Origin of the sequence: uncultured Clostridium sp. (assembly GCF_947039605.1) — a bacterium.
Classification (GTDB): Bacteria; Bacillota; Clostridia; order Clostridiales; family Clostridiaceae; genus Sarcina.
Genome location: NZ_CAMQZG010000043.1, coordinates 1 through 23,930, shown reverse-complemented (window position 1 = coordinate 23,930; position 23,930 = coordinate 1). Strand labels below are relative to the sequence as shown.

Genomic DNA, 23,930 nt, shown 5'->3' with positions numbered 1-23,930 from the left:
CAGGTGGTGTTATGGAGGCTGCACTTAGAACTGCAAAGGATAAAATTGAACAAAAAAGTTTAGATGATATTGAGTATACAGAAATTAGAGGTTTTAAAGGAGTGAAAGAATCTGTTGTTAATATAGCAGGGACTGATCATAGAATAGCAGTTATAAATGGGGCTAATAATTTCTTTAAATTTGTGGAAGAAGGTAATTTAGCTAAAGGTTATACAATAATTGAAGTTATGGATTGCCAAGGTGGATGCATAAATGGCGGAGGCCAGCCCTTTGTAGATGCACTCACAAGAGAAAAAGTAGATTATGTAAAGCTAAGAGCGGATGTTTTATATAATCAGGATGAAAAATTATTACCAAAAAGAAAGTCACATGAGAATGAGGCGTTAAAGAAAATGTATGAAGTTTTAGGCTGCAAGGCATGTGAGGGAATAGCACATGAAATCTTCCATACTGAATACAAAGATAGAAGATATAAAAGTGATAAGAGAGGCAATGTAATTTAATAGAATAAAAAAAGGGGCTGTCGCACTAAATAATTAGTGTGGCTGTCTTTTTTTGCAAAAAAATAAATCCTAACTTTAAAAAAAGTCAGGATTTGAGTAAAATATATAGTGAAAAAGGGCTATCGCTAGCTAAAAATTAATTAGCTAATGCGACAGCCCCTTTTGAGTTTTAATTAGTAGTGAACACCTACATTAGATGATAAATCTCCCATAAGGTTATAAGTTTGAAGTTGTGTCATTCTTATAGCCATTCTCTTTTCTGCGATTTCTTTATTAATACCAGTTAAGCCATTTCCAGCCTGACTTACAATGTTATCTCTAAAACTAATCCAAATTTTTTCTGTTGATGTAAGGTTTTGAGAATTTATATCTCCACCTGAATTAGCTTTTACATAATTATAAACATTATCTATTTGAGTATTCCATAATTCATAAATATAGTTATAAGTATTTAAAACATCTTTAGCATTATCTTTATTAACTCGTCCTGCAAGATGAGTTGATGTGTTTTGAGTTTCAGATACATTATTTATGAATTTTTTATAAGTTGCATTATCATATATATTATTAGAAGCATCTATAAATTGCTGACTTAAAAGAGGACTAACTCCTGTATCAACATAGCCACCTATAAGGTAAGTTGCAAAGTTATTTTCATAAGTCATAGCTTGTGAGTATTGAAGCAATGGTAGGATACTTCCACCGTGACTATTTGGGTAAAGAGATAATACAGAATTTTGATTGTACTGATTAAATTCAGAAACTAAGCTATTAAAGTTTGATAATTGTGAACCACTAAGTTTACTTTGAATAGCAGGTACAATTTTATTATTAACAAAGTTTGTAATTAGCTTATTACCGTTTTCAGCACCCTCATCAAGTTCTCCTTGATCTTTTTGATGATTCTCTATAAAGGTATTTGCATCATTATTTAATTTAATTAATTGCTGTGAAAAATATTGTGCAGTTTCAGGGCTTAAAACACCAGTTGCATTTATATTTTTCCAGTCTGTTGATGAAGTATTAGAATTTTGGCTAGTAGCTTGGCTTACTTCCTTGTTAGTAACAGGTGTAGAATTTGCTTTTTGTGTAGTATTTTTTATATTTGAACTAGATGTACTAGTGGTATTTTTAATTTGTGCATTATTTGTTTGTGTAGTATTTGTTTGACTGCTTTGTTTAGCATTATTATTATTATTATTATTATTATTATTACTTGGTGCAGTTTGTGCATTACTTTCTTGTACTACATTATCAGTTTTGTGAGTTGTAGCATGAACCACATGTTCAGTTCCATAAAAAGCTACAAGTGCAACACCAGCAATTATGATTGCTATTAATACTTTTTTCATTTGTAAAATCTCCTTTAAAGACAGTATATGTATTCTTTTTTATAAAGTTATCTAAATTTTACCTTTAATTTAAAAAGAAGGATTTACATAAGTATGTCAAAGCAAGAACGAGTAAAAAATACTTCTAAAAATTTTATTAGACATTTTAGATTATATGATGAAAGTGATATTTTAAATTAACTTTAATCTATTATTTGGATGGTATAATTAAATATAAAAATATTTAGAGGGAAAGAGGGGTGAGGTAGTGAGGTTATATCTAGATAAACTTAAAAATTATCCTATAGGTGTATGTGGATGTGCTCTTGGGTTTTTAATTCTTGGAAATGTATATACTGAGTTTCAAATTGTGAGTATTAAAATACTTGCTATAATCTTTGCTAGTATAGCTATATTATTTATGATTATTAGAGTTTTTTACTTTCCAAAAGTAGTTGCGTTAGAAATTAAAAATTACATACCAAGCAGTTTTTATACAACTATAGATATGTCACTTTTTTTAATAGCAACGGTTATTTTTAAATTTTCACCTATAATAGGAAGAGGTTTATGGTTTTTTTCTGCAATTTTACATATAGCAATTATAGTTATATATAGTTATTATAGAATCAAAAATCATAAATTTAGTGAGATTATTCCTAGTTGGTATGTGACATATGTTGGAATTGTAACGGGGACTATAACAGGAATGCATTTAGGTTTTATAGGAGTTTCAAAGTACATGCTTTATTTTGGGATTTTAACATATTTTTTATTCTATCCATTTATTTTATATAGAATATTTAATAAATCACTAAATAAACAAGAACTATTAACTATAGGGATAATTGCAGCACCAGCAGCACTTATACTTGCTGGGATGTTTGCTGTGTATAGCTATATAAACCCTATATTCTTAGGGGTTTTAGTAGTTACAATGTTTATAAATCTTATCATAGCTTATTACTTTGGAGTTAAACTATTTTCAGAGAAGTTTGTAGCAGGTCTTGCATCATTTACATTTCCACTTAGTATAAGTACACTTGCGACTTTTAAATTTGTGGGATATTTAAAGAATCATGTTTATCCTATGGTGGAACTTTTTAAAGTTTTAGGGATAATTCAAATTATAATAACAAGTATTGTAATTTTATATGTAGTTATAAACTTTATTATAATGCTATATAAAAATACAAAATAATAAATAATTGAAGAATAATGTAGAGTTACAATAAACACATAGATAACTATGCAAGGGGGGTGGAATAAATGAAATTAAGTTTTAAATTTAAATCTAATATTGATGAAAAACAATTAGAAATAATAGAAGATTTATCTTATCATACAACTAAGCTATACAACATTATTAACTATGATTTAAGAGAAAAAGGTGTTAAAAACTATTATGAAATTGAGAAAGAATATAAGTCTAACTGGCATTGCGATTTCTTGCATAGCCATACTAGACAGCAAATGTTTAAAGTGTTAGAGCAAAACTGGAAGTCTTATTTTGCAAGTATTAAGGATTTTGGAGCAAATCCAAGTAAATACAGAGCAATGCCAAGACCACCTAGATTTAAAAATCTTGATAAGAATAAGAATGAAATTATATTTACTAATCTTGCTATAAGATATACTGATGGGTTATTAAAATTATCATTATCAAAAGCTATAAAGTCATTATTTAATGTGGAAAGTCTTAATTTTACAGTTTCTAAAAAACTGCAAAGCATTATAAATTGGAATAGCTTACAACAAGCAAGGCTTAACTATGATAAAATACAAAAGTGTTGGTGCTTAATTATAATTTATAATAAGCAGGAATTAAAAAATAATAAAACTAATATTATGAGTATTGATTTAGGATTAGATAATTTAGCAACTTTAACATTTAAGGATGGTTTAAATCAATATCTATTTTGTGGAAAAAAACTTAAATCAGTTAATTCTTATACAAATAAGAAAATAGCACATTTACAATCAATAGAAATGTTTAAATATGGAGCCTCTAAGTTTAAAAATACTAAAAAAATTAATAAATATAGAAGATATAGAAAAAATTATATCAATGATTATATGCACAAAGTTTCTAAATCTATAATTGATAAAGCTACTGAAAATAATGTAGGAAAGATAGTAATAGGAAAATTAAAAGAGATTAAGCAAAATATGGATTTTAATAAAACTTTTGTTCAAATTCCAATACAATATTTAACTAAATTAATAGTATATAAAGCTAAATTACAAGGCATAGAGGTTAAATTTCAAGAAGAAAGCTACACAAGTGGTTGTTCTGCTTTTGATTTAGAGTCTATTACGAAAAAAAGTTATGATAAATCAAGAAGAATAGTAAGAGGTCTTTTTGTAAGTAGTTTTGGAATTGTAAATTCGGATATTAATGGAAGTTTAAATATACTTAGAAAGTCAGAAAAATGTATTCCCAAATTAGTGGAAATTATGAGGGATAAAGGGAAATTGGACTCTCCCAAGCGTATAAGGGTTGCCTGTTAAGGTAGAAATTTAAATACCAATCTACGCTAAAAGAATCTATACCTTTTGTAGGAGTAGTAGTTCAACTTAACTATGAGGAATTTATTTATCAAAAGCTTAAAGAACTTCTAAATAGTGTATAATTAATATATGATATATTTTAGAAAGCAATAAGGATGTGAGTAAATGAGGAAATTAAATGAAGTTGATAATAATTTAATATATCAAGAGCTATGCGCACAAGGAAAAGATGTAGAACTAATAGATAATGAAATTTACTATAGTAGTTTTACTTCAAAAACGCATAATAAAATAACTATGAGGTTTACAGCAAAGATTGATGATTTCTTTTATAAAAAACATTGTGAAGTTTACTCAGAGCAAATAGAAGTTATTCTAGATGAGAGTAAGGTAAAACCAGATGTTTTTGTAGTGTGTTCAAAAAATGAGATTATAAAAACTAAAGGAGAATCTATTATTATAGTCCCAAGTTTAATTATAGAGGTAGTTTCAAAAGGTAATGCATCTCTTGATACGTTAACTAAAATGGAGTTATATGCAAGGTATGGGGTTGAAGAGTATTGTTTAGTTTATCAGGACGGTTCTTTAGTTCAGTTAAAGTTAGAAGAGAACTTATTTAGAACTATAAAGGTTTATGAAAGAAATGATATATATAAATCTATAAAATTTGAAGGATTAGAAATAGATTTAGCAAGAGTTTTTTATGATATAGATTAGTTTAAAAGCTTACTCATAGTAATTGAGTAGGCTTTTTGTATGAATAGAGATTGTGAAGATGATATACTATATGTAGTTCCTATATAAGGTAACATAAAATAATAAAATAAAAGGAAAAGTAAAAATGAAAGAACAATATTATGAAAATCTGCTTAGTATAAAAACAGCAGGTAAGCAAGATTTAGAGGAAACATCAATACACTATAACAGATATGAGCCAACAAGTTATGAGGCACTAAATACACTTTTTGAAGAGTATAAAATTAGTGGGACTGATAGTGTTATAGATTTTGGGTGTGGCAAGGGAAGACTTAATTTTTATTTGAATCATTTCTTTAAATGCAGGGTTACAGGAATTGAGATGAATAAATATTTTTACAAACAAGCACTTAGTAATAAAAAAGATTACATAGAAAAGCAAAAGGTAAAGGAAGACAAGGTGAGTTTTGTTTGTACTTTTGCACAGGAGTATGAGATTAAAGAAGAGGATAATAAGTTTTATTTCTTTAATCCATTTTCAGTAGAGATTTTTATGAAGGTTTTAGATAATATTTTAGGTTCTGTATATGAGTTTAAAAGGGATGTAGAACTCATACTTTATTATCCATCAGATGATTATATATTTTTCTTAGAGCAGTATACTGTATTTTCATTAGTAAAAGAGGTTAGGATGGATGACTTTAAGACTGATAGTAGAGATAGATTTGTAGTTTATAAAATGAGTTTTAGTGAGGATGGAAGTTTAGAGTTTTAATTATGAAGTGAAGTTAGGATGACATAATAAAGGGATATAATTATAAAAAAAGATGAAGAGGTAAAAAATGCGTAATTTAAATTTAGATAAATTTTTATCTACTAAAATATTTACAACTACTTTAATACTTTATTTATGTTATATAGCAGGGCATGTTATTACAAAAGTTCCAGTAAAAGTACCACCTTTAATTGTGTTGCTAGTTATAATTGCAATTCAATGTATTGTTGTACTTGTACAAGAGAAGTTTAAAAATATCTCAAAGCGTATATTTAATATTTTAATTAGTGGAGTTTTTCAGTATGGATTGATGCTATTTGTAGTATTAGTAGATTATACTAAAGGATATTATATACTTACTTTGGTTATTTGTTTGCTTGCAGGTGGGCTATTTGGAGTTTTAATAAATTTGATTAGTGAAAAAAATAAATAGTAAAAAGGATGTTATCTTAATGGAAAAAGTAATTTTATTAAGAGAGCATCCTTTATTATTTTAGTTAATAAAGTGTAAAGAAAGTTTTGTAATTAATTACAAAGTAAAGGTATTTTAAACTTTACTTTAATTCTAATAATTCGATTATATAAGGTGATAAACTAGTTATAATTTAATGATTTAAAATAGGGGGATTTATGAAAAAAAAGTTAATTACAACAATGATAATTATTGGGGCAACAATGCTTATAGCAGGGTGTGGGGCAAAAGAAAAAGAGAGTAATACAGAGACTAGCACCAATCAAATACAAGAAGAGAGTGAAAGCATTAAAGAAAAAGTAGATTTGAGTACCTATAATTTTAGGGAACTTACATTTGGGGCTATTACAGGAACTTCTGTTTTAGATGATGGGCATGGAATTTCATATGACCCTATGCTTATTATAGATAATAATAAGGATACTGCTTGGGTTGAAGGTGTTGATGGAAATGGAATAAATGAAGGAATAACATTAGATTTTGGGATGGAAACTATGGTTAAAGAATTTACAATAGTGAACGGCTATGCTAAATCATCAAAGCTTTATTATGATAATAATAGAGTTAAGAGAGTTAAATTAGAATTTTCTGATGGAAGCACAGTAGTTGGGGACTTACAGGATGGTATTTCATCGGCTCAAAGTGTAAAACTTGATAAAGGAATAAAAACCTCTTCTATAAAAGTTACAATACTTGATGTTTATAATGGGGATAAGTATGAGGATACATGTATTGGTGAAATAGATATTAAAGGTTATGAGGATGTTGGAAGTTTAAATGATGCGCACATTAATGAACTTTCAAGTAAAGAATTTACAGGTGCTACAATAGCTGAGGAAACAATTCAAAGAAATATAAGTGAAAATACGAGTACATCATCTGATACTTTTACAGAAGATGATGCACAGAAGATATTAGATGATTATTACACAAAAAAAGGTGAGGATACAACTAACTTTATATATTTATTTAGAGGACCTGCTATTGGGAATAAAGATGGATTTGATGTAATAGTTCAACTTGATTTGGGTTCAAGAATTGGTGAAGTTGGAGAATGTGAAGTATTCTTTGATGGAGAAGTATTTGAACATTAAAATTAAAAAAATATAAGGAAGACCTAAATCTGAAATTTAGGTCTTTTTTTCTAGCAATAGATTTAAATAATAGGTAAATAATAGCATTAAAATTAATGTTTTTCTTAATGTTTAATAGGATTATATGAGAAAAGATAATTATAATTCTTTAAAATTTCTATATTGATATTTTAAAGAATTTGTAGTTAAAGGTTTTCTTTGTTAGTATTAATCAATCGCAAAAGAGAGGTATCAACAATAATTTTAGGAGTTGGTATTTTGGTTAATTATTTTAAATATATAAAAGGGATTTTATTTGGAGTTTTATGTATTGCAGGATTTTATTTGTTTCAAAATGTTGGGATGTTATTTTTTCTTGGAGTAACAGGTAATTTTGATAGGAAATTCTTTGAATCAATGCATACTAAGCATATAACTCATTTTACAGCTAATGAGAATGGTCTTTTAATTTTAGCAGGAGATTTAGTTGTTATAATAGCTATACTTATTATATTTGCAGTAAAGAAAAATATTAGTATTAGGGGCACATTAAAACTTAAAGGTTTTGCACCTAAGAAGTTATTTGTAGTTGTACCTCTTGCAATAGGAACAGCTATCTGTTCATCTATGATAGCACAAATAGTTTGTAGAATAGTAGGAGTTAACCCAGCACATACAATTAAATTTTTCTCTGATATGAATAGCATATATGCTTATATTGCACTTATAATTGTAGGTCCTATAGCAGAGGAATTCCTTTTTAGAGGAATTCTATTTAATTATTTAGATAGAAAAACTACAAGAATTTATGCAGTTATATTATCATCAATATTCTTTGGAATTGCACATGGAGATTTAGTTCAAGGTGTAGCAGTATTCTTTAGTGGAATAGCAATGGCACTTATGTACGTGTATACAGATTCTATACTTGGTGATATTACAGTTCATATGATAAATAATTTTATAGCAACATTTTTTGGATTATTTATATTGTATATATCACATTCTGTCGGAGCGCCTACAGGTGGATTTATTTCAATAGCAGTACTTGTAATATCTCCTGCATTAATACTTATTGCAACAAGAATTTATAAAAGACAAATACACAGACCTACAAAACAATTTAGGAAAACTATAGTTATTTTATGTGTTCTTTTTGCTATAAATATAGGTCTTGGTATTGGATATATTTTTATACCAATGCCAAATCACACAGTACAACATACTCAGATAAAGTAAAAAAGAGTAATGTATAGTATAATAGTGAAGTGTATAATTAAATATATATAGATAAAAATAAAAAAGTAAATCAAAATAACACATGGGAGCGTGAACTAAATGATTTCAGTAATAGCAAAATTTGATGTTAAAAAAGATAAGGTAGATGAGTTTTTAAAGCATGCATTAAGACTTGTGGAAGAGAGCAGAAAGGAAAAGATAAATATTTCATATAATTTAACTAGAGATGTTATGGAAGATAATATTTTTACTTTTATAGAAGTTTGGGAAAGTCCGAAGGCTTTAAAAGAACATATGGATACTAAACATTTTAAAGAGGTAATAGGTGCTGTTGATTCTTTAAAGAATAGTTTAGAGATAAAAACACTTGAAGAGGTAACTCTTTAATATAAAAAGTAAAAGTTCATTCAATTTTTGAATGGACTTTTATTTTTTTGAATGGATTTTTACTTTTTTTTATCAATAAGGGTAACAAGTCCAATTATAAAAGTAAAAACAAATATAACGATTGTTATAACACAAATAAGTGAAATAACAGCAGCGATATATCTAAGAACTACATTGCTAAGGTCTATGATATTTGTTATTAATAATAAGCCAATACCAAAGATTATTATTGAGCTAAAAGCAAGTGTAAATAATTTTTTTATATTTAAATCATTTTTAGGTTTATCCATTTTAAAATCTCCTATCGTAGAATAGATTTTTAGGTAAATATATGAAAAGTATATTCCTACAATATGGCAATGAAGTTGCATACTATTAGTAAGATAAATATGAAAAAATATTGATAAAACGAGATTTATATATCGAAAAAGAATAAAAAGATGTTGAAATTATAAAAATAATGTGTTATTTTTAATGAGTAGAATATTTAAGGAGAGATTAAATTATGAGAAATATTATATTTATTAAGACACGAAGCAGCTTTTTGATAAATAATCAAAAGCAGTTTTTAGAATTTGAGGGAAATAAATCGGATAAAGAAATTTTAAAATATTTAGAGAAAGAATTAAATGCTGATAGTGGAGAGATTTTAATAAAAAACAAAAGAAATCTAAAATATTATGGTGAGGATATTAATATTATTTTTGCTAGTTTAGATTATATAGAGATAGAGAATGAAAAGTTTAGAAACTTTGATGCAAATATTGATAACATAGAGAGTTTATACATAGAAATTGCTTATGATTATTCTCTATGTTATGAAATGAGAGAATATGATGATATTAGAAAAAATCAAGTTTTAGGAAAGAAAGAGAAGAGTATTAAAAAAATAGATTTAATTTTTTCAGTTATTGTAGGATTATTATTTGGAATAAGTTTATTTTATAATGCAGAGGGAATAAATACTGTTGGGGTTTGGACTACTTTTGTAAGTTTTGTCATTGGAGGATATCTTCTTTGGTTTAAAGGAAGAAATATTAAGAGCAGTACTGGGGTGGCAGTTTTAATTACAGGTGCTGCATTGTCAATTACATTTTCAATTTTTAGTAATGAAGTATTTAGAGCTATAAATATTTTTGTGGTTCCAATATTTATTTTAGGTGGAATAAGATTAGCATTTACAAGTGAGATAGAGTTTGTATTTTTAGGGTTTTTAAAAAAGATACTGTATCTTGTTATTGTGAGTCCTCTTACTCATGCTGAGGGGATTAAAATTTTAGCATTATTTAGAACTGATAAGAAAAGGACTGAAAAAAGTGGTCTTGCAAAAGATATTATAATTGGATTAATAATTTCAATACCTATACTTGGAATACTTGGTGCAATACTTGCAAGTGCAAGTTCTCAGTTTGCATCAATAGTAGTAAATTTGGTAATTAATTTATTTAACTTTAATTTAAGTAGTTTAGAGAATTTGATTTTTGGATTTATAGTAAGTGTGGCAATTTTTGCATATATGGTAGTATTTTTAAATACAATGAATGTTCAATTTGATGGGGGAGTAAAGATTGTTAATGAAAAAAAAGAGGTAGAAGTAAAACTAAATGTAAGAATATTAAATACTGTTTTAATTATGATAAATGGATTATATTTAGTGTTTGTACTATCAACTCTGAATCAAGAAGTAGAAACATTTTCAAGTGTTGCAAGAGAAGGGTTCTTTCAATTAGTATTTGTTGTGCTTTTAAATATAATTATGATAATGTTCTTTAGAGGCAAAACAAAAGAAAATAAAATATCAAAAGTATTATATGCTATTATGACAGCGTTAAGTTTATGTATGGCAGCAAGTTCTATCAAATCACTAGTAATTTATATTGGTGGATATGGACTTACAAGATTAAGATTTATATCAATTGTATTTGTAGGATTTTTAATGATTTTACTTGTAGTACTTCTTATAAATATATTTAAAAAGTTTAAAATGTGGAATTATATAATTATAATAGCTATGATTTTTTATATTGGTGTAAATTATATAAATATGGATGCCTATATAGTTAAGTATAATGTAAATAGATATACACAAAGTGGTGATGAAAGACTTTTAGATGTTGATTATTTAACATCATTATCATATGATGCTAAATTTGAAATAGCTGATGGTGTTGATAAAGGATACTTTAATAAAGATGTATTAAAGAAATTTAAATCTAAAGATTTAGAATGGTTTGATTATAATTATTACGAGTGTAGTAATCTTTAAGGGATTAAATTAAGAATTATAAAAAATATAGAGTTGAAAAAGGTTGGTGTGAAAATACCAACCTTTATTTTTGTTCTAAAGAAAAAAATAGTATATAATAGAAGTTAGACTAAAAAAAAGGGGCGAACTTATGATAAAGGAATCAAAGGTAGAAATGTTATTTGATGATATCAGAGGATATATAAGTAATTTAGAGAATGCAATAGCAAATAAAGATAAAGAGATATATATAAGAAGTAAAAAAATTGAAGTTTTAGAGGAAAAAAATAGTATAGTAAAAAATACTGTAGATGTTAATAAGAGTGAAAAAGTAGAATTATCAAAAGAACTATTTAACATTAAGTCAATTTACTATCTTTTAGGAGTAGCACTTAAACTAAAAAGTGCAAGTGAGATAAGAATTTTATTCGAGCTAATAAACAGAGATGAATCACTAAAGCTTACAGAAAAGTCAAATAAGCTTTTAGTTGATGCACTTTGTTTTTATAGTATTTATAGTTTTGATAAAGAGGAAGAAAAGAAAGCATTTTTAGTAAAATCATTAGAAAAGCTTAATCCTGAAAAGTTTGATGGATTTTATAGAAAAGTTTTTACACAGATAATTACTACATATGAGATGCAAAATTATATAGATGAAGATTTTATGATTAAATTTATAAGAAAAACAGCTTTTAGTAGAGATAAAGATATTGCAAAAAGTATTTTAATATCAATAGTAAATTCAGGTCGAATTATAGTTGGTCAGTCTAATATTCAAAATGTAATGTTAATAGGGTTGTATCTTGGTATAGAAAATATAAGAAAATTAAACTACATACAACCCCTTTATATAAAGGCTATGGATAGTAGATTTGATAATTTATTTATAAATTTCCTTGTAGGGAAAATCAAACTTGATTTTACATTGTTAGATAGTAATATGATGAATATTAAGGTTTTAAATAAGAACTTAGTAAGTTATATATATAGTATAGCAAAAGAGACTAAGAAAGTTGTACTTGATGATGTTAATTATGAAAGTAAGCTTTTTAAAACATCATTAATTGATACAGAAAAACCTAGTACAGTTGTAAAAGGTAGCCCAGTTAAAGTAGTAGAAAAAAAGATAGTTAAAGCGATAAAATTAGAGCCGTTAAAGTCAGTTGTAGTTAATAAAAGTACTAGAACTTGTGATCAAGATGGTGGAGATTTAAAGATTATTGGGCAAAGTATATTGTATTATGACCCTATGCTTAAAAATTCTTTAGGTGAAGTATTAGAAAATATTTTAATCTGTAAAACTTGCAAAAAGAAAGTTGTTAATTCAGATATTGTAAGAAAAATATATAAGAAGATACCACATAGTTACAAACTTAAATTTAAAAATCAAAAAGATATTAATCTAAATATTTTTAAATATAATATAGGACTTCCAAGAAGTGAGAGAACAAAGCTTTTAAAAGAAGTTATAGCACCTGCTATGGGAGCATTTAATGTAATAGAAGCATTAAAAAAATTAGTTGATATGCACAAAATGGATAAAAGTGGAAATTATAGCCTTTCAATTGCAGAGTGGGAACATGATATAAAAAAGTTAGAGACAGACTATGACGATATGGAATAGTATGAAAATAGAGAAGGAGTAAGTTATGGATGAGAGTAGAAAATGGATTGAAGCTATTGATAATAGAAAATCGACAAGGCGTTATAAATTAGAGGTTATATCTAGTACAAAGATTCACAGACTTAAAGATTTAATAGCCCAAATGAATGAAACAGAGAAAATAAATATTAAACTTATAAAAGATGGAACAAAAGCTTTTAGTAATTTTAAAACGACATATGGTATGTTTGAAGGGGTTAGGACATTTATAGCACTCGTAGGAGACAAAACATTAGTAGGCTATAAAAAGAAGCTAGGATATTTTGGTGAAATACTAGCACTTGAAGCAACAAGTCATGGGCTTGGAACTTGCTGGGTTGGTGGTACTTATGATAAAGACCATTGTATAGGAAAATTAGATTTAAAAGAAAATGAAGAATTAGTTTGTATAATAACTATTGGAAGATCAGCACAAAAAGTTAAATTAAGAGATAAATTAGTTAAAACATTTCTTAAAAATAATAAAATGATGGATGATGTTTTTAGAACTGATGAAAAAATTATACCAGCTTATATTAAAGGTGGATTAGAAAGTGTTATAAAGGCTCCATCAGCATTAAATAAAAAGCCAATAAGCTATGAATATAAAGATGGAAAGGTATATGCAAGTATATCAAAAGAGAATCATGGCTTTGAAGAGATTGACCTTGGTATATCAATGTTACACTTTGAACTTGGAAGTTTGGATACTGGGTACGCTGGGAAATGGATAGTGGAAGATGGGGAAAATGTATATATTTAAACTTTTTTGAATAAGGTGGTATAATTATCTTAAATAATAAAATTCTAATAAAACTTTTATGGAGTGTGTAAACATGTTTATAAATAAAAACAAAAGAATAGACCTTATGATTGAAAGTATTATAAATTTACAAGATGACTTAGATGCAAATTCAGAACAAATTTTAAAGCTATTAGATAGATTAGCTAATATGAATAGAGATAAAGCTTTTTCAATGTGGGAATATATCATCAAAACACAAACACAGTCTTTTGATCTAACACAAAATTTATTAGAAACATTCATGGAGAAAGAGCCAGATAAAGTTTTTGAGATGGTGTGTAGTTTTACAGAGGCATTTGAAATGTTATCAAATTCAGAGGAATATAATGTTGAATCACTTGGTTCAATGGGAGAATATTTGATTAGAATTGATGATAATTCAAAAGTTATAAGTTTTATAGAAAATGCATTAAAAACAAAAGGAAACAAATATTCATTTTTAAAAGATATACTTTCAACTTACACTGTTGAAGATAGTATGGATGAAGAACTTTTAGGTGGAATAATAAACTTAATTGAGCAATTTTCGGATAAAGTACAAAGAGCAAAACTTGTTGCAAGTATATCTGAATTTATGTGATTATAAAATAGAAAAAGAGTGTGCTAATGAAATAAATTAGCACACTCTTTTTGTTGAATTAAGTTTAAGCTTCAAAAATACTAAAGTTTGCATCTTGCATTTGCTTTAAGTATTCTCCTCTTATAGAGTGAAGTTTGTCATTAATATTTAAAATTAAAATATCTAAATCAAGATAACCAACAATATCACATCTTATAGCTTCATCAGAATAAACGCCTTTGTAATAAATAGGTTTATCAAAAGTTATTGATTTAGCAGGAATAAGTTTATATTGTTTAAGTTTTTCTAGTTTTTCAGATTCAGTTTCAAATTTAAAAAACTCACCTTTAGGTGCTATAAGAGTAAAATTAGTAGCTTTTGTTAAAGACTCTACAAGAGTTTCTTTTTTTATTGGCTCATTAGTAGATAAATCTGTCATAGCAACCTCAGCATGCTGATTTGATTCTTTTGCACCCATCATTAAATCAAACATTGATAACTGTGTGTTTGAGCTACGAGGTTTAAATGTAGAAGTTGGTTTTGGTATATTTGTATCAACAGTTTCTACTACAGCTGTAGTATCTCTTTGAGAAATATCTATTGATGGTACTATAGGAGGTTCAATAGTTTGATTTATCTCAATAACCACTTCAGAATCACTACTATTTGAAATGATTTCTTCAAGGTTTACTGAAATAATAGAATCTTCAATTTTAGGTTCTATAACTACCACAGTTTTAGCTTCTAAATCTTTGATAGTTTCTTCAGTTACTTGAGGTTCTATAGATGTTTCAGTAGCTGACTTAACACTTAAAAGATTCATAAGTTCAAACTCAGAAATTATTTGAATTTCGCAGCCTTTATTATTATAATCAGCAACTTTTTGAACTTTTCCACCATCCATAGGAAGTCCGGTATTAAGATTAATACCTCTAACTAAATAGTTATTCGCTTTAACAAGTCCATCTTTAAAAACACCACCAAGGTCCACAATTCTTTGTGCAGCTTCTTCTTTACTAGCAAAAGTAGTGAAATCACCAGTAAAAGTGAACATCTTTCCAAATACAGGGTGAGACTCATCAAAGTCAGTTGATTTTGGCTTTAAATCTTTAGCTTTAAAACTATTAGATGAAAATTTATTAAAATTCTGTTTTTTAGCTCTAGCGGTATAACTTTTAGTTTCATCTGTCATAGTAAATCTACTTACACTTGTACGAAGTTCACTCTCTATAAGAGTTCGATTAAATAAGCGTTCTGTATTAACTATATGTAAAAATGCTTTAAGACAAATAAGTGAATCATCAACAGCTCTGTGATGCTCAAAAGTTTCGCCTATATATGCACCAACTGCTTTTAAATTATAAGCATCAAGTTTTATATTACTTCTATAAAGGTTTTGAGTACAAAGATAATCAAAATCTTTATATTCAGACTTATATATAGATATAAGTTTTTGTAAAAGTCTTATATCAAAAGCAGCATTATGAGCAATAACAAGAGTTCGATTATCTATCATATCAAAAATTCTTTTCCAAATAGTAGGGAAAGTAGGGGCATCTTTAACCATAGATTGAGTAAGACCATGAATATTAATATTCATTTGATTAAAGTAAGTTTCAGGATTTATTAAAAATTCTTTACTAACAGTAATTTCACCATTCTCATATATAGCAATACCAACACTACAAGCTTTATCATGGAACTCATTTGCAGTTTCAAAATCTATTGCAAGAATCTTATCATAATCAATAGAAGTATAAAGATTATCTAAAGTTTCAAGAACTGAAAAATCCTCTAAAATATCTTCAGAATATTCAACATTCTCTAAAATAGCAGTATCTGTTTTTTCTTCTATAGTATCTATTGCTTCCACTACTAAATCTAAAGGCGAATTAATAAAAATAATTGCATCTTCTTTACTTGTAAAAGTGTGTTTGTTTTTTGCATCAATCAGATTAATTTCTCCAGTAATATCTGTTGTTATAATATTTGCAGAAGCTTTTATGTTTTCAAAATTTATATCATTTTTTTCATAGATACCTTGAGATGAAAAGCAGAAATTGCTATTTATAAAGCAATCAAGCATTCTGTCTTTAGTTGTAAATGAAAAAATATTAATCTTATTATTTTTATAATTTAGAATTACATTATCTAGTTCGTTTATTCTTTCTTGTAAAAGTTCTTTATTAGAAAACATTTTATTCCTCCTAAAATTTAAGCATATCCTTTAATTATAACCTCTTTAGAGAATTTAATCACATTTATTATGTAAAGACAAAAAAATACTATTGCATATAATTTAAAATTAAATCAATATATGCAATAGTATTCTATAAGTTTTTTATTAATTGTCTAAATAATTATCTTACTTTTTGGATTGATGGTTCAATTCTAGTTAAATCTTTAATCCATTTAGTAGCAATTCTTTCTTCATGTTTTTGAACATTATCATGTTTTTTGTAGTTTTTAAGGAAGTTTCTAAGTTCCTTGTATAAATCTTTTAAATCACTTTCTTCAACGATTTCTGCATTTCCATAAAATTCTTTTAATGTTTGAATATGTTCTGCATTTTTCTTAGCATCTTTAAGTTTGCAAAGTAATGTTTCGCATAAGTCACATTTTTTAGGATTTTCAGCTAATGCTATGATAGTTTCTAATCTTTTTTTTGTGTGATTTGAAGTAATATTTGTAAGCTCATCTTGTAAAGAACATTCATTTATGAAAGCTTTGAATTCTTCAAAGTGATCTGACTCACTAAACATTCTATCTATTTGTTCTGGTGTATAAATTTTCATATTGAAAACCTCCGATATTCTAAGTTCTATTTTAAAATCACTTGCCATAAAATAATCTTAACACTAAAAAATAAACTTGTAAAAAAAAAAAAAAGAGTCTATTTTATGTGAAATGAAGAATTCTTTGCTGAAAAAATGAAGAAATTTAAGATTTACTTCATTTAGAAGAGGTGAATTTAGTATTTAATGTATTTTTTAATAAAAATGCTAAATGATGTTATAATGAAAAGAGAAAATATCTGATTTGAATTTTATTTAAGATGTTTTAGGATAAAACTAAAGATGATGGAGATGACTAAATGGATACACTAATAGCTGCATGGGCAGTAGGAGTAAGTTTTATAATAACAGGAATTATGGCAAAAAAGAAATTCCCTGAAAAAATTAATGACCGAGCAGGGTATAGAACTAAAAGATCTAAGGCAAGTAATGAAGCATGGGTTTTTGCAAATAACCTTGCAAGTAAAATGTATATAGCTGGAGGGGTTCTTGGAATTTTGGTTTCTAATTTTTTAAGAAGTTATGGAACTACTAATATATATCAATTAATAGTTGCTTCGCTTTTTGCAGGACTATTTTGTCAGATTGGAACTGAGATTATATTAAGAATTAAATTTGACAAAAAAGGAAGGAAAAAGAAGTTTAAATAGAAGGAAATGGGTTGGACTTTAATACCTAAATTTTCTAATTTTAAATATTTTCTAATACAAAAGTAGGGCTTTTGTAATGGAATTGAAACGTTTAAATTTTACTTTACTAATATAATTTAAACAGAATTAGAATACATATTTAGGAGAGTAATAATATGAAATCATTAAAATTATGGGTAACTATAGGCGTAGTTGTATTAATTGGTGCAATTGCAATTCATGGATTTATGAGTAAGCATAAAACAGATAGAAAAGTAAATGATACACTTATAAATGCAGCAACACTTGAGAATACACAAAATAGTTTAAGTAATAATATGCCGATAACAGCAAATATGAATACAACAAGTAAGAAAATAAATTTACAGAATGGAATATACATACCACAGGGAACATATGAAGCTCCTATGCAGCTTCTAGATGGTAATATGCATACAGATTATTTAATAACAGGAATGATAACTTCAAATGAGCCTATATCAGTTTATAATACCATATTAGATGGTTCTGGTTCAGTTAAAGAGTATCCAGCAGGAACTAACCTTCTTGTAATTGGATATGTTGATGGATACTTTATACTAGGGTCAGCTTCAGGAGATGTTGATGGTCTTGGGTATAAGACTGACACATTTGTAAAAGCGGATAATATGACTTTAATTCCAAATGAGTCAAATTTATATGCTTTAACACTTGGGAATTCACCATTTAAAGTAGATTTTCTTGCAAATTCAAATAATCAATCAGTAAAATTATATGAATATCCAACAGATTTATCAAAAGTAGTAGGAGTTATAAATCCTAATCAGATAAGTCCAGTTACTTCAAATAATGAAGCTGATATATTAAATACAGCTAATAAAATGCAAGATGTATCTTTTAAAGGTCAAAAAGGTTGGGTATTATCATCAGCACAATATCCAATAAAGTATATAAGTTCAGGGATTGCTGCAAGCACAAATAATGGTGCAGCATCTTAGTGAAAAAGTATCTAGCTATGCTAGGTACTTTTTTCTATTTGATAAATAGTAATTAAGTAATTATAATATGTATATGTAAAATAAAAAGGAGGTGGTGATTGATTGTTAGGTCCAACACATAGATTTGGTGGGATTGCATTTGGTGCTTTAACACCAGTTTTTATAGAAAAAGTATTACATATACCTATTCAAGACCCGATAGCATTTGCAGTAGCAGCTATGGCAGGGGGGGCAATAGGTAGTCTTATACCAGATATAGATTCTCCAACTAGTACACTTGGGAGAAGAGTTAAACCTATATCTAAATGCATAGCAGAAACAATGGGGCACAGAGGTGGTACACATAGTCTTATAGCACTTATAATATTTGGTGTTCTAACAACTTTACTTGGTATAAAACTTGAAGATGTTTTATATGGAAATATGAATGGAAGAAATCATATAATTTTTGCAATAGTTGTGGGGATTATACTTATGACATCAGTGCTTTTTGTAATTCAAAGTATACCTAGTAAGAGGAATAAAAGATTTACTAAGAAGAATTGGACTCTTGTAGTCATGGTTGTATTTATAATTACAATGTTTATTGCATATGAAAATAGTGATTCATTGTATAATTATATAAGAGTATATCTTCTAGGAGCTTTAGTTGGTTATGCAAGTCATATATTTCTTGATATGTTTACTAGAGGTGGAGTTCCATTTTTTAAACCATTTATAGATTTTAGAATAAAGTTTACAAGGTTTAAAACAGGATCAGGAATTGAAGATGTTACTAGAGTTGTTTGTACAGTTGTAGTAGTGCTATCTTTATTAATGCTTGGTAACGTAAAGTTTTAATTAAATTAGAGGTATAAACTTATAATAAATAGATTAGTTCTGTAATTAAAAATTAACTTAGTAAAAAACTTAATATGATAGTATATTATTTGTATCATATTAAAAAAATATATGATTAGAATGGCAGCAAAGGACGAGGACTATGAAAAAAAGAATAATAGTTTTAATAATTATTTTTTTAGTCTTTGTATTTTCTATTTTAGGATATTTTTATGTTAAAGATGTAGTATTTCCAAATAAATATACTGATTACATAAATCAGTATAGTCAGGAATATGGAGTAGAGCCTCTTCTTGTAAAAGGTGTTATAAGAACAGAAAGTGATTATAATCCGAGTGCTACATCAAACATGAATGCAAAAGGGCTTATGCAGATAACAGATTCAACAGGGGAATGGATTGCAGGTAAAGTAGGAGTTAAAAACTTTACACCAGAGATGTTATATAATCCAAAGATTAATATACAATTTGGATGTTGGTATCTTAAAAATCTAGAATCAGAGTTCCATAATAAGAATAATGCTATAGCAGCTTATAATGCGGGAAGAACAAATGTTAAAAAATGGTTAGAAAACAAAGACTATTCAAAAGATGGACAAAATCTTTATAACATACCATTTACTCAGACATCTAATTATGTTAAAAGAGTAAATTTATATGAGAAAGCATACTATTATTTACATTAATAGTATTATTAGAAATGAATATGAAAAGAGGATGCCAAAATGGCATCCTCTTTAGCATTCTCTAAGTTGCTTTTTATGTAATTTAAGCCAGTAGAATAAACCATATATTGATATTATTCCAAACTGACCAAGTACAATAGCACCTGATAAATCAGAAACTGAGAAAATACCAGTAGTAATAATATTTTTAATAAATAACACAACTCCTACATTTGCAACAATCCAGAAATACCATTGTTCAAGATATCTTCTTGATGTTAGATATACAGCAAATATTGTTGTTATAGATGTGAATGAGTCAAGTTTGACTTGTCCATCTACTGGAATTACCATTCCAAACAATGATTTGAATATATCCGGAAGATAAGATAAGAAAGTTCCATATAATAACCAACAAATAGCAAGAACTACAAATGCGATTATCCATTTTAATGGAGTGAATTTTCTTATTTCAATAGATTCCTTATGAGTGCTGTTTAAATGTTTTTTCCATGATATGAATCCCCATACTTCAAGTGGCAACATTATAGCTATATTTTGTATGAATTGACCATATAGGTTTTGATGTAATGAAAGCATTCCATAAGTTACAGTATTCATTATCCACCAAAAGTAACAAGCAAGACTTGCCCTAACTTGATAAATAGATGTGAATACACCAGAAACTGATGAAATAAGTCCTATCATACTAAAAATATTAAATAAGTTAGTGAATGTTGACTGCCCTACAAATAATGGGACAAAAAATGATAAGATTGCCGCTGTTACAAAGAATAAAAAGAATATTTTTTGGAACAGTGAAAAATTTTTAAAAAATTGCATATTATGAATTCCTCCGTTTGTGTTTATTTACAAAAATAAATTAACGAATCGTATTTACAAATTCTAAGGGATTATTTGCTTTTTTACAAATTAGTAAATGATTTTAAGGGAAGGTTGGGTAGAGATTTAGTAGATATACGCTAAAATACTCTAAAATGCTAGTAAGCTTTTAAAAATTAAGAAAATGAAATAACAAACTAAAAAAAATGCATCAAAATACCAACGATAGTATTTTGATGCATTTTTTTTGTTATGAAGTTTTTTGCTTTTTGCTTTGTTGTTTCTTATGAAGTTTAAGCCAGCAATATAATCCATAGAATGATGCAGTTCCGTATTGTGCCCAAACAAGAGCACCTGATAAATCAGATACAGAGAATACACCAGTAGAAATAATATTTTTGATAAATAGTACAATTCCGATATTTGCAATAACCCAGAAATACCATTGTTCGATATATCTCTTTGATGTTAGGTAAACCGCAAATATTGTTATAACAGATGTGAATGAATCAAGTTTTATTTGATTATCAGCAAGTATTGTCATTCCAAATAATGATTTAAATATTATTGGTAAGAATTTTAAAAATTCTGCATAAACAAACCAAAAAATAAGGATAAATACTATAGCCATTAGCCATTTAATTGGTGTAAATTTCTTTACTTCTATTGAATCATCTTCAGACGTACTCATATTTCTTTTCCATAAAATAAATCCCCATATTTCAAGTGGTAAAAGGAATATAATATTTTGAATGAATTGACCATATAAATTTTCATGTAGTGCAACTACTCCATATGTAACTGTATTCATAATCCACCAAAAATAACAAAATATATTTGCTCTTACTTGATAGATAGAAGTTAAAACTCCTGATAATGATGATATAAGTCCTATAATACTGAATATTCCAAATAATTCACCAAACTTTTGTTGTCCTGTAAATAATGGGACAAAGAATGATAAAATTCCTGCTACCATAAAGAAGAGAAAAAATATCTTCTGGAAGGGTGATAGTTCTTTAAAAAATTTCATACTGTTAAAATCCTCCGATTTGTATTAATTTATAAAAATAATAAAATAATAAATTAACGAATCTTCTTTATAGATTTTAAATAAAAGCTAGTATATTATCAAACTGTAAAAATATTTTAATAGGGGGTTAGGATAGTCATTGCTAAAGTATACTAATAAATACACTTATTTTCACTTAAAGTATAAAAAAAAGAAAAATGCATAAATGTATATTAAATTTAGTTGAAATGCCGGGTTAGAAGGATTTTTGTAATCGGAAAAGACTTGAAATTTAATAATTTTAAGTGAAAGAGAATAAAGAGAGAAAGTTAATAATATATATTAATATAACAATGTTTCCTTGTGAATTATGTTTAAAACATAATCATTTAGAATATTTTCTAATCAAAATTTAAGAGTATATATTTTAGATTTATAAGCAAATGTAATCTATATACAGCTATAAGAAAAATAAATAAGTCTTAAAGTAAGGAGTAGTTACTGCCAATATAGTTAGAGTTATCTAATTTTCAATTATAATATTGATTTGTGGTGTAACTATAAATATGAAAGTAGAGATCTTTAAATTTATAAATTTAAAGATCTTTCTATGTTACAAAATATTATCTAAATTGATAATATTTTGTAATTAAAAATTAAAAGTAATAACTTTACATCGGTACTAATAGCAAACTATGAATTTAAATAACTTTTTGATGTGAAGTTAGAAATTACTATAACAGAAAAAAATACAAATAAAAGGTATACTATGAAGAGTAATTTAAAGTAATGAAATGAGGGGATTTTTTGGCACTGATTTTAGTTTTATGCATATTAGCTTTAGTAATATTCATAGGCGTGAAATTATTTAAAAACAATGTATATAAGATAACTTTTATTATTATTGCATTGATTATATTAATGATACCAACATACATAGTGGCACTAAATAGTTTTACAAGTCCATTTAAACTTATAAGTAAACTTGCTTATACAGAGGGAAACCTAGGTTATATTGAATTTTTACATGATGAATATGGAGAGGTTAAAAATAAAGAGGTAAGAACAGATATTTTAAATAAAATAGATTTTTATCAATCTAATGTGGATGAAAAAATTAATTCAGTAAGATTAATAGAAAAGAAATTACCAATAAAGAGTATATATTTAAATAAGTATATAGATATGCTAAATAAAAGTTCTAATACATTAAGAGTTAAACAACATGAATTATTTTTAAGTTTATAAATATAGGTAGACAAGCAGTGCGAGAAAATGCAATGGTTGTCTATTTATTTTGTTAATTAATAATGTATAAATTTTGACATTTACAAAAAACTAATAATTAGTATAATTATATTGTATTTAAATACTTTGAATTTAGATTTGTAATAGGGATATTATGAAGCGGTACAAAAGAAAAAGGAGAGTATATGAAAAGATTTAATAATATCAAAGATGACAATAAGAGAATTATTATTGCCATTGGATTTGTTGTTTTTATAGTTATAATGGGTACTATAGTAATGGTTAGTAGTACAAGCTTAATAAGTAAAAATAAAGAAGCCGAGGGGACAAAGTTTGTAGAAAGTACATATGTAAATCCAACAGCTAAGGAGTCACAATTTAAAAATGAAGCTGTTGAAAATAATTCAGATAATACAATTGCTTATGAAGATGAGACAGATACTGCCCCTGTTGAAGAGAATGTAGGGACAAGTAATAATGTAAATAATTCTAATAAAACTGAAGACTATACACCAAAGCCAGCTCCAGTAATAAAAACCCCAGAACCACAACCAGAACCGGAGATAATAAAACCAGTTGAGCCAACAAAACCAATAGTGAAACCAGAGCCAGTAAAACCAGTTGAGCCAACAAAACCAATAGTGAAACCAGAACCAGTAAAAC

24 protein-coding genes and 1 pseudogene are annotated in these 23,930 nt (G+C 26.8%); 19 read left to right on the top strand and 6 right to left on the bottom strand.

What is annotated here, in order from left to right; genetic code table 11:
- Nucleotides 1–503 (top strand): iron hydrogenase small subunit (locus Q0V24_RS13700; protein WP_297522357.1); only part of this gene is annotated, 503 nt, incomplete at its 5' end.
- Between the two features lie 173 nt (nt 504–676).
- On the opposite strand, the gene Q0V24_RS13695 is transcribed toward Q0V24_RS13700, so the two are convergent.
- Nucleotides 677–1,855, bottom strand: coding sequence for a hypothetical protein (locus Q0V24_RS13695; RefSeq protein WP_297522356.1), 1,179 nt, complete (start codon nt 1,853–1,855; stop codon nt 677–679).
- Between the two features lie 247 nt (nt 1,856–2,102).
- Here Q0V24_RS13695 and Q0V24_RS13690 point away from each other — a divergent pair, with 247 nt between their 5' ends.
- From Q0V24_RS13690 to Q0V24_RS13655, 8 genes are all read left to right on the top strand, one after another.
- Nucleotides 2,103–3,035 carry a hypothetical protein gene (locus Q0V24_RS13690; RefSeq protein ID WP_297522355.1) on the top strand — a complete coding sequence of 311 codons (933 nt, stop codon included), beginning with the start codon at nt 2,103–2,105 and terminating at the stop codon, nt 3,033–3,035.
- 68 nt (nt 3,036–3,103) lie between these two features.
- A complete protein-coding gene (locus Q0V24_RS13685) occupies nt 3,104–4,345 on the top strand; it encodes a transposase (protein WP_297522354.1) in 1,242 nt (413 codons plus the stop codon).
- A gap of 165 nt (nt 4,346–4,510) precedes the next feature.
- Nucleotides 4,511–5,062 carry a Uma2 family endonuclease gene (locus Q0V24_RS13680; RefSeq protein WP_297522353.1) on the top strand — a complete coding sequence of 184 codons (552 nt, stop codon included), beginning with the start codon at nt 4,511–4,513 and terminating at the stop codon, nt 5,060–5,062.
- A 124-nt stretch (nt 5,063–5,186) separates the two neighbouring features.
- Nucleotides 5,187–5,816 (top strand): methyltransferase, encoded by a 630-nt coding sequence (locus Q0V24_RS13675; protein ID WP_297522352.1) that lies wholly within the window; start codon nt 5,187–5,189, stop codon nt 5,814–5,816.
- Between the two features lie 67 nt (nt 5,817–5,883).
- A complete protein-coding gene (locus Q0V24_RS13670) occupies nt 5,884–6,249 on the top strand; it encodes a hypothetical protein (protein ID WP_297522351.1) in 366 nt (121 codons plus the stop codon).
- A 197-nt stretch (nt 6,250–6,446) separates the two neighbouring features.
- On the top strand, nt 6,447–7,382 hold the full coding sequence (locus Q0V24_RS13665) for a discoidin domain-containing protein (protein ID WP_297522350.1): 936 nt from the start codon (nt 6,447–6,449) through the stop codon (nt 7,380–7,382).
- 258 nt (nt 7,383–7,640) lie between these two features.
- Nucleotides 7,641–8,600, top strand: coding sequence for a CPBP family intramembrane glutamic endopeptidase (locus Q0V24_RS13660; RefSeq protein ID WP_297522349.1), 960 nt, complete (start codon nt 7,641–7,643; stop codon nt 8,598–8,600).
- Between the two features lie 99 nt (nt 8,601–8,699).
- Entirely contained in the window at nt 8,700–8,987 is a 288-nt protein-coding gene (locus Q0V24_RS13655; protein ID WP_297522348.1) for a putative quinol monooxygenase, read from the top strand.
- 59 nt (nt 8,988–9,046) lie between these two features.
- Here Q0V24_RS13655 and Q0V24_RS13650 read toward each other — a convergent pair whose 3' ends face one another.
- Nucleotides 9,047–9,277 (bottom strand): hypothetical protein, encoded by a 231-nt coding sequence (locus tag Q0V24_RS13650; RefSeq protein ID WP_297522347.1) that lies wholly within the window; start codon nt 9,275–9,277, stop codon nt 9,047–9,049.
- 215 nt (nt 9,278–9,492) lie between these two features.
- Between Q0V24_RS13650 and Q0V24_RS13645 the strand changes: the two genes are divergently transcribed.
- The 4 genes from Q0V24_RS13645 to Q0V24_RS13630 all read left to right on the top strand — a co-directional run bounded on the left by Q0V24_RS13645 (nt 9,493) and on the right by Q0V24_RS13630 (nt 14,259).
- Complete coding sequence (locus tag Q0V24_RS13645; RefSeq protein ID WP_297522346.1) at nt 9,493–11,253, top strand: DUF4153 domain-containing protein; 1,761 nt, start codon at nt 9,493–9,495, stop codon at nt 11,251–11,253.
- Between the two features lie 130 nt (nt 11,254–11,383).
- Nucleotides 11,384–12,856, top strand: coding sequence for a hypothetical protein (locus tag Q0V24_RS13640; RefSeq protein WP_297522345.1), 1,473 nt, complete (start codon nt 11,384–11,386; stop codon nt 12,854–12,856).
- Between the two features lie 25 nt (nt 12,857–12,881).
- A complete protein-coding gene (locus Q0V24_RS13635; RefSeq protein WP_297522344.1) occupies nt 12,882–13,637 on the top strand; it encodes a nitroreductase family protein in 756 nt (251 codons plus the stop codon).
- Nucleotides 13,638–13,710: 73 nt separating this feature from the next.
- Nucleotides 13,711–14,259: a hypothetical protein gene (locus Q0V24_RS13630; protein ID WP_297522343.1), complete on the top strand. Its 549-nt coding sequence runs from the start codon at nt 13,711–13,713 to the stop codon at nt 14,257–14,259.
- 64 nt (nt 14,260–14,323) lie between these two features.
- Here Q0V24_RS13630 and Q0V24_RS13625 read toward each other — a convergent pair whose 3' ends face one another.
- Together Q0V24_RS13625 and Q0V24_RS13620 are read right to left on the bottom strand one after the other, a co-directional pair.
- Entirely contained in the window at nt 14,324–16,435 is a 2,112-nt protein-coding gene (locus Q0V24_RS13625; RefSeq protein WP_297522342.1) for an exonuclease domain-containing protein, read from the bottom strand.
- A 163-nt stretch (nt 16,436–16,598) separates the two neighbouring features.
- Nucleotides 16,599–17,033: a hypothetical protein gene (locus Q0V24_RS13620; RefSeq protein ID WP_297522341.1), complete on the bottom strand. Its 435-nt coding sequence runs from the start codon at nt 17,031–17,033 to the stop codon at nt 16,599–16,601.
- Nucleotides 17,034–17,332: 299 nt separating this feature from the next.
- Between Q0V24_RS13620 and Q0V24_RS13615 the strand changes: the two genes are divergently transcribed.
- The 4 genes from Q0V24_RS13615 to Q0V24_RS13600 all read left to right on the top strand — a co-directional run bounded on the left by Q0V24_RS13615 (nt 17,333) and on the right by Q0V24_RS13600 (nt 20,185).
- Nucleotides 17,333–17,683, top strand: coding sequence for an SdpI family protein (locus Q0V24_RS13615; protein WP_297522340.1), 351 nt, complete (start codon nt 17,333–17,335; stop codon nt 17,681–17,683).
- A gap of 155 nt (nt 17,684–17,838) precedes the next feature.
- Nucleotides 17,839–18,660, top strand: coding sequence for a hypothetical protein (locus tag Q0V24_RS13610; protein ID WP_297522339.1), 822 nt, complete (start codon nt 17,839–17,841; stop codon nt 18,658–18,660).
- A 102-nt stretch (nt 18,661–18,762) separates the two neighbouring features.
- Nucleotides 18,763–19,500, top strand: coding sequence for a metal-dependent hydrolase (locus Q0V24_RS13605; RefSeq protein ID WP_297522338.1), 738 nt, complete (start codon nt 18,763–18,765; stop codon nt 19,498–19,500).
- 142 nt (nt 19,501–19,642) lie between these two features.
- The gene (locus tag Q0V24_RS13600) at nt 19,643–20,185 is read left to right on the top strand and encodes a lytic transglycosylase domain-containing protein (RefSeq protein ID WP_297522337.1); all 543 of its coding nucleotides are present in this window, start codon (nt 19,643–19,645) and stop codon (nt 20,183–20,185) included.
- Nucleotides 20,186–20,236: 51 nt separating this feature from the next.
- Here Q0V24_RS13600 and pnuC (Q0V24_RS13595) read toward each other — a convergent pair whose 3' ends face one another.
- Nucleotides 20,237–21,007 carry a nicotinamide riboside transporter PnuC gene (gene pnuC, locus Q0V24_RS13595; RefSeq protein ID WP_297522336.1) on the bottom strand — a complete coding sequence of 257 codons (771 nt, stop codon included), beginning with the start codon at nt 21,005–21,007 and terminating at the stop codon, nt 20,237–20,239.
- A gap of 250 nt (nt 21,008–21,257) precedes the next feature.
- Nucleotides 21,258–22,040, bottom strand: a complete 783-nt coding sequence (pnuC, locus tag Q0V24_RS13590) for a nicotinamide riboside transporter PnuC (protein ID WP_297522335.1) — start codon at nt 22,038–22,040, stop codon at nt 21,258–21,260.
- 786 nt (nt 22,041–22,826) lie between these two features.
- On the opposite strand from pnuC (Q0V24_RS13590), the gene Q0V24_RS13585 reads away from it, so the two are divergent.
- Both Q0V24_RS13585 and Q0V24_RS13580 read left to right on the top strand, forming a co-directional pair.
- Nucleotides 22,827–23,267 (top strand): hypothetical protein, encoded by a 441-nt coding sequence (locus Q0V24_RS13585; RefSeq protein ID WP_297522334.1) that lies wholly within the window; start codon nt 22,827–22,829, stop codon nt 23,265–23,267.
- A 185-nt stretch (nt 23,268–23,452) separates the two neighbouring features.
- Nucleotides 23,453–23,930, top strand: a pseudogene (locus tag Q0V24_RS13580) (hypothetical protein); the annotation flags it as partial.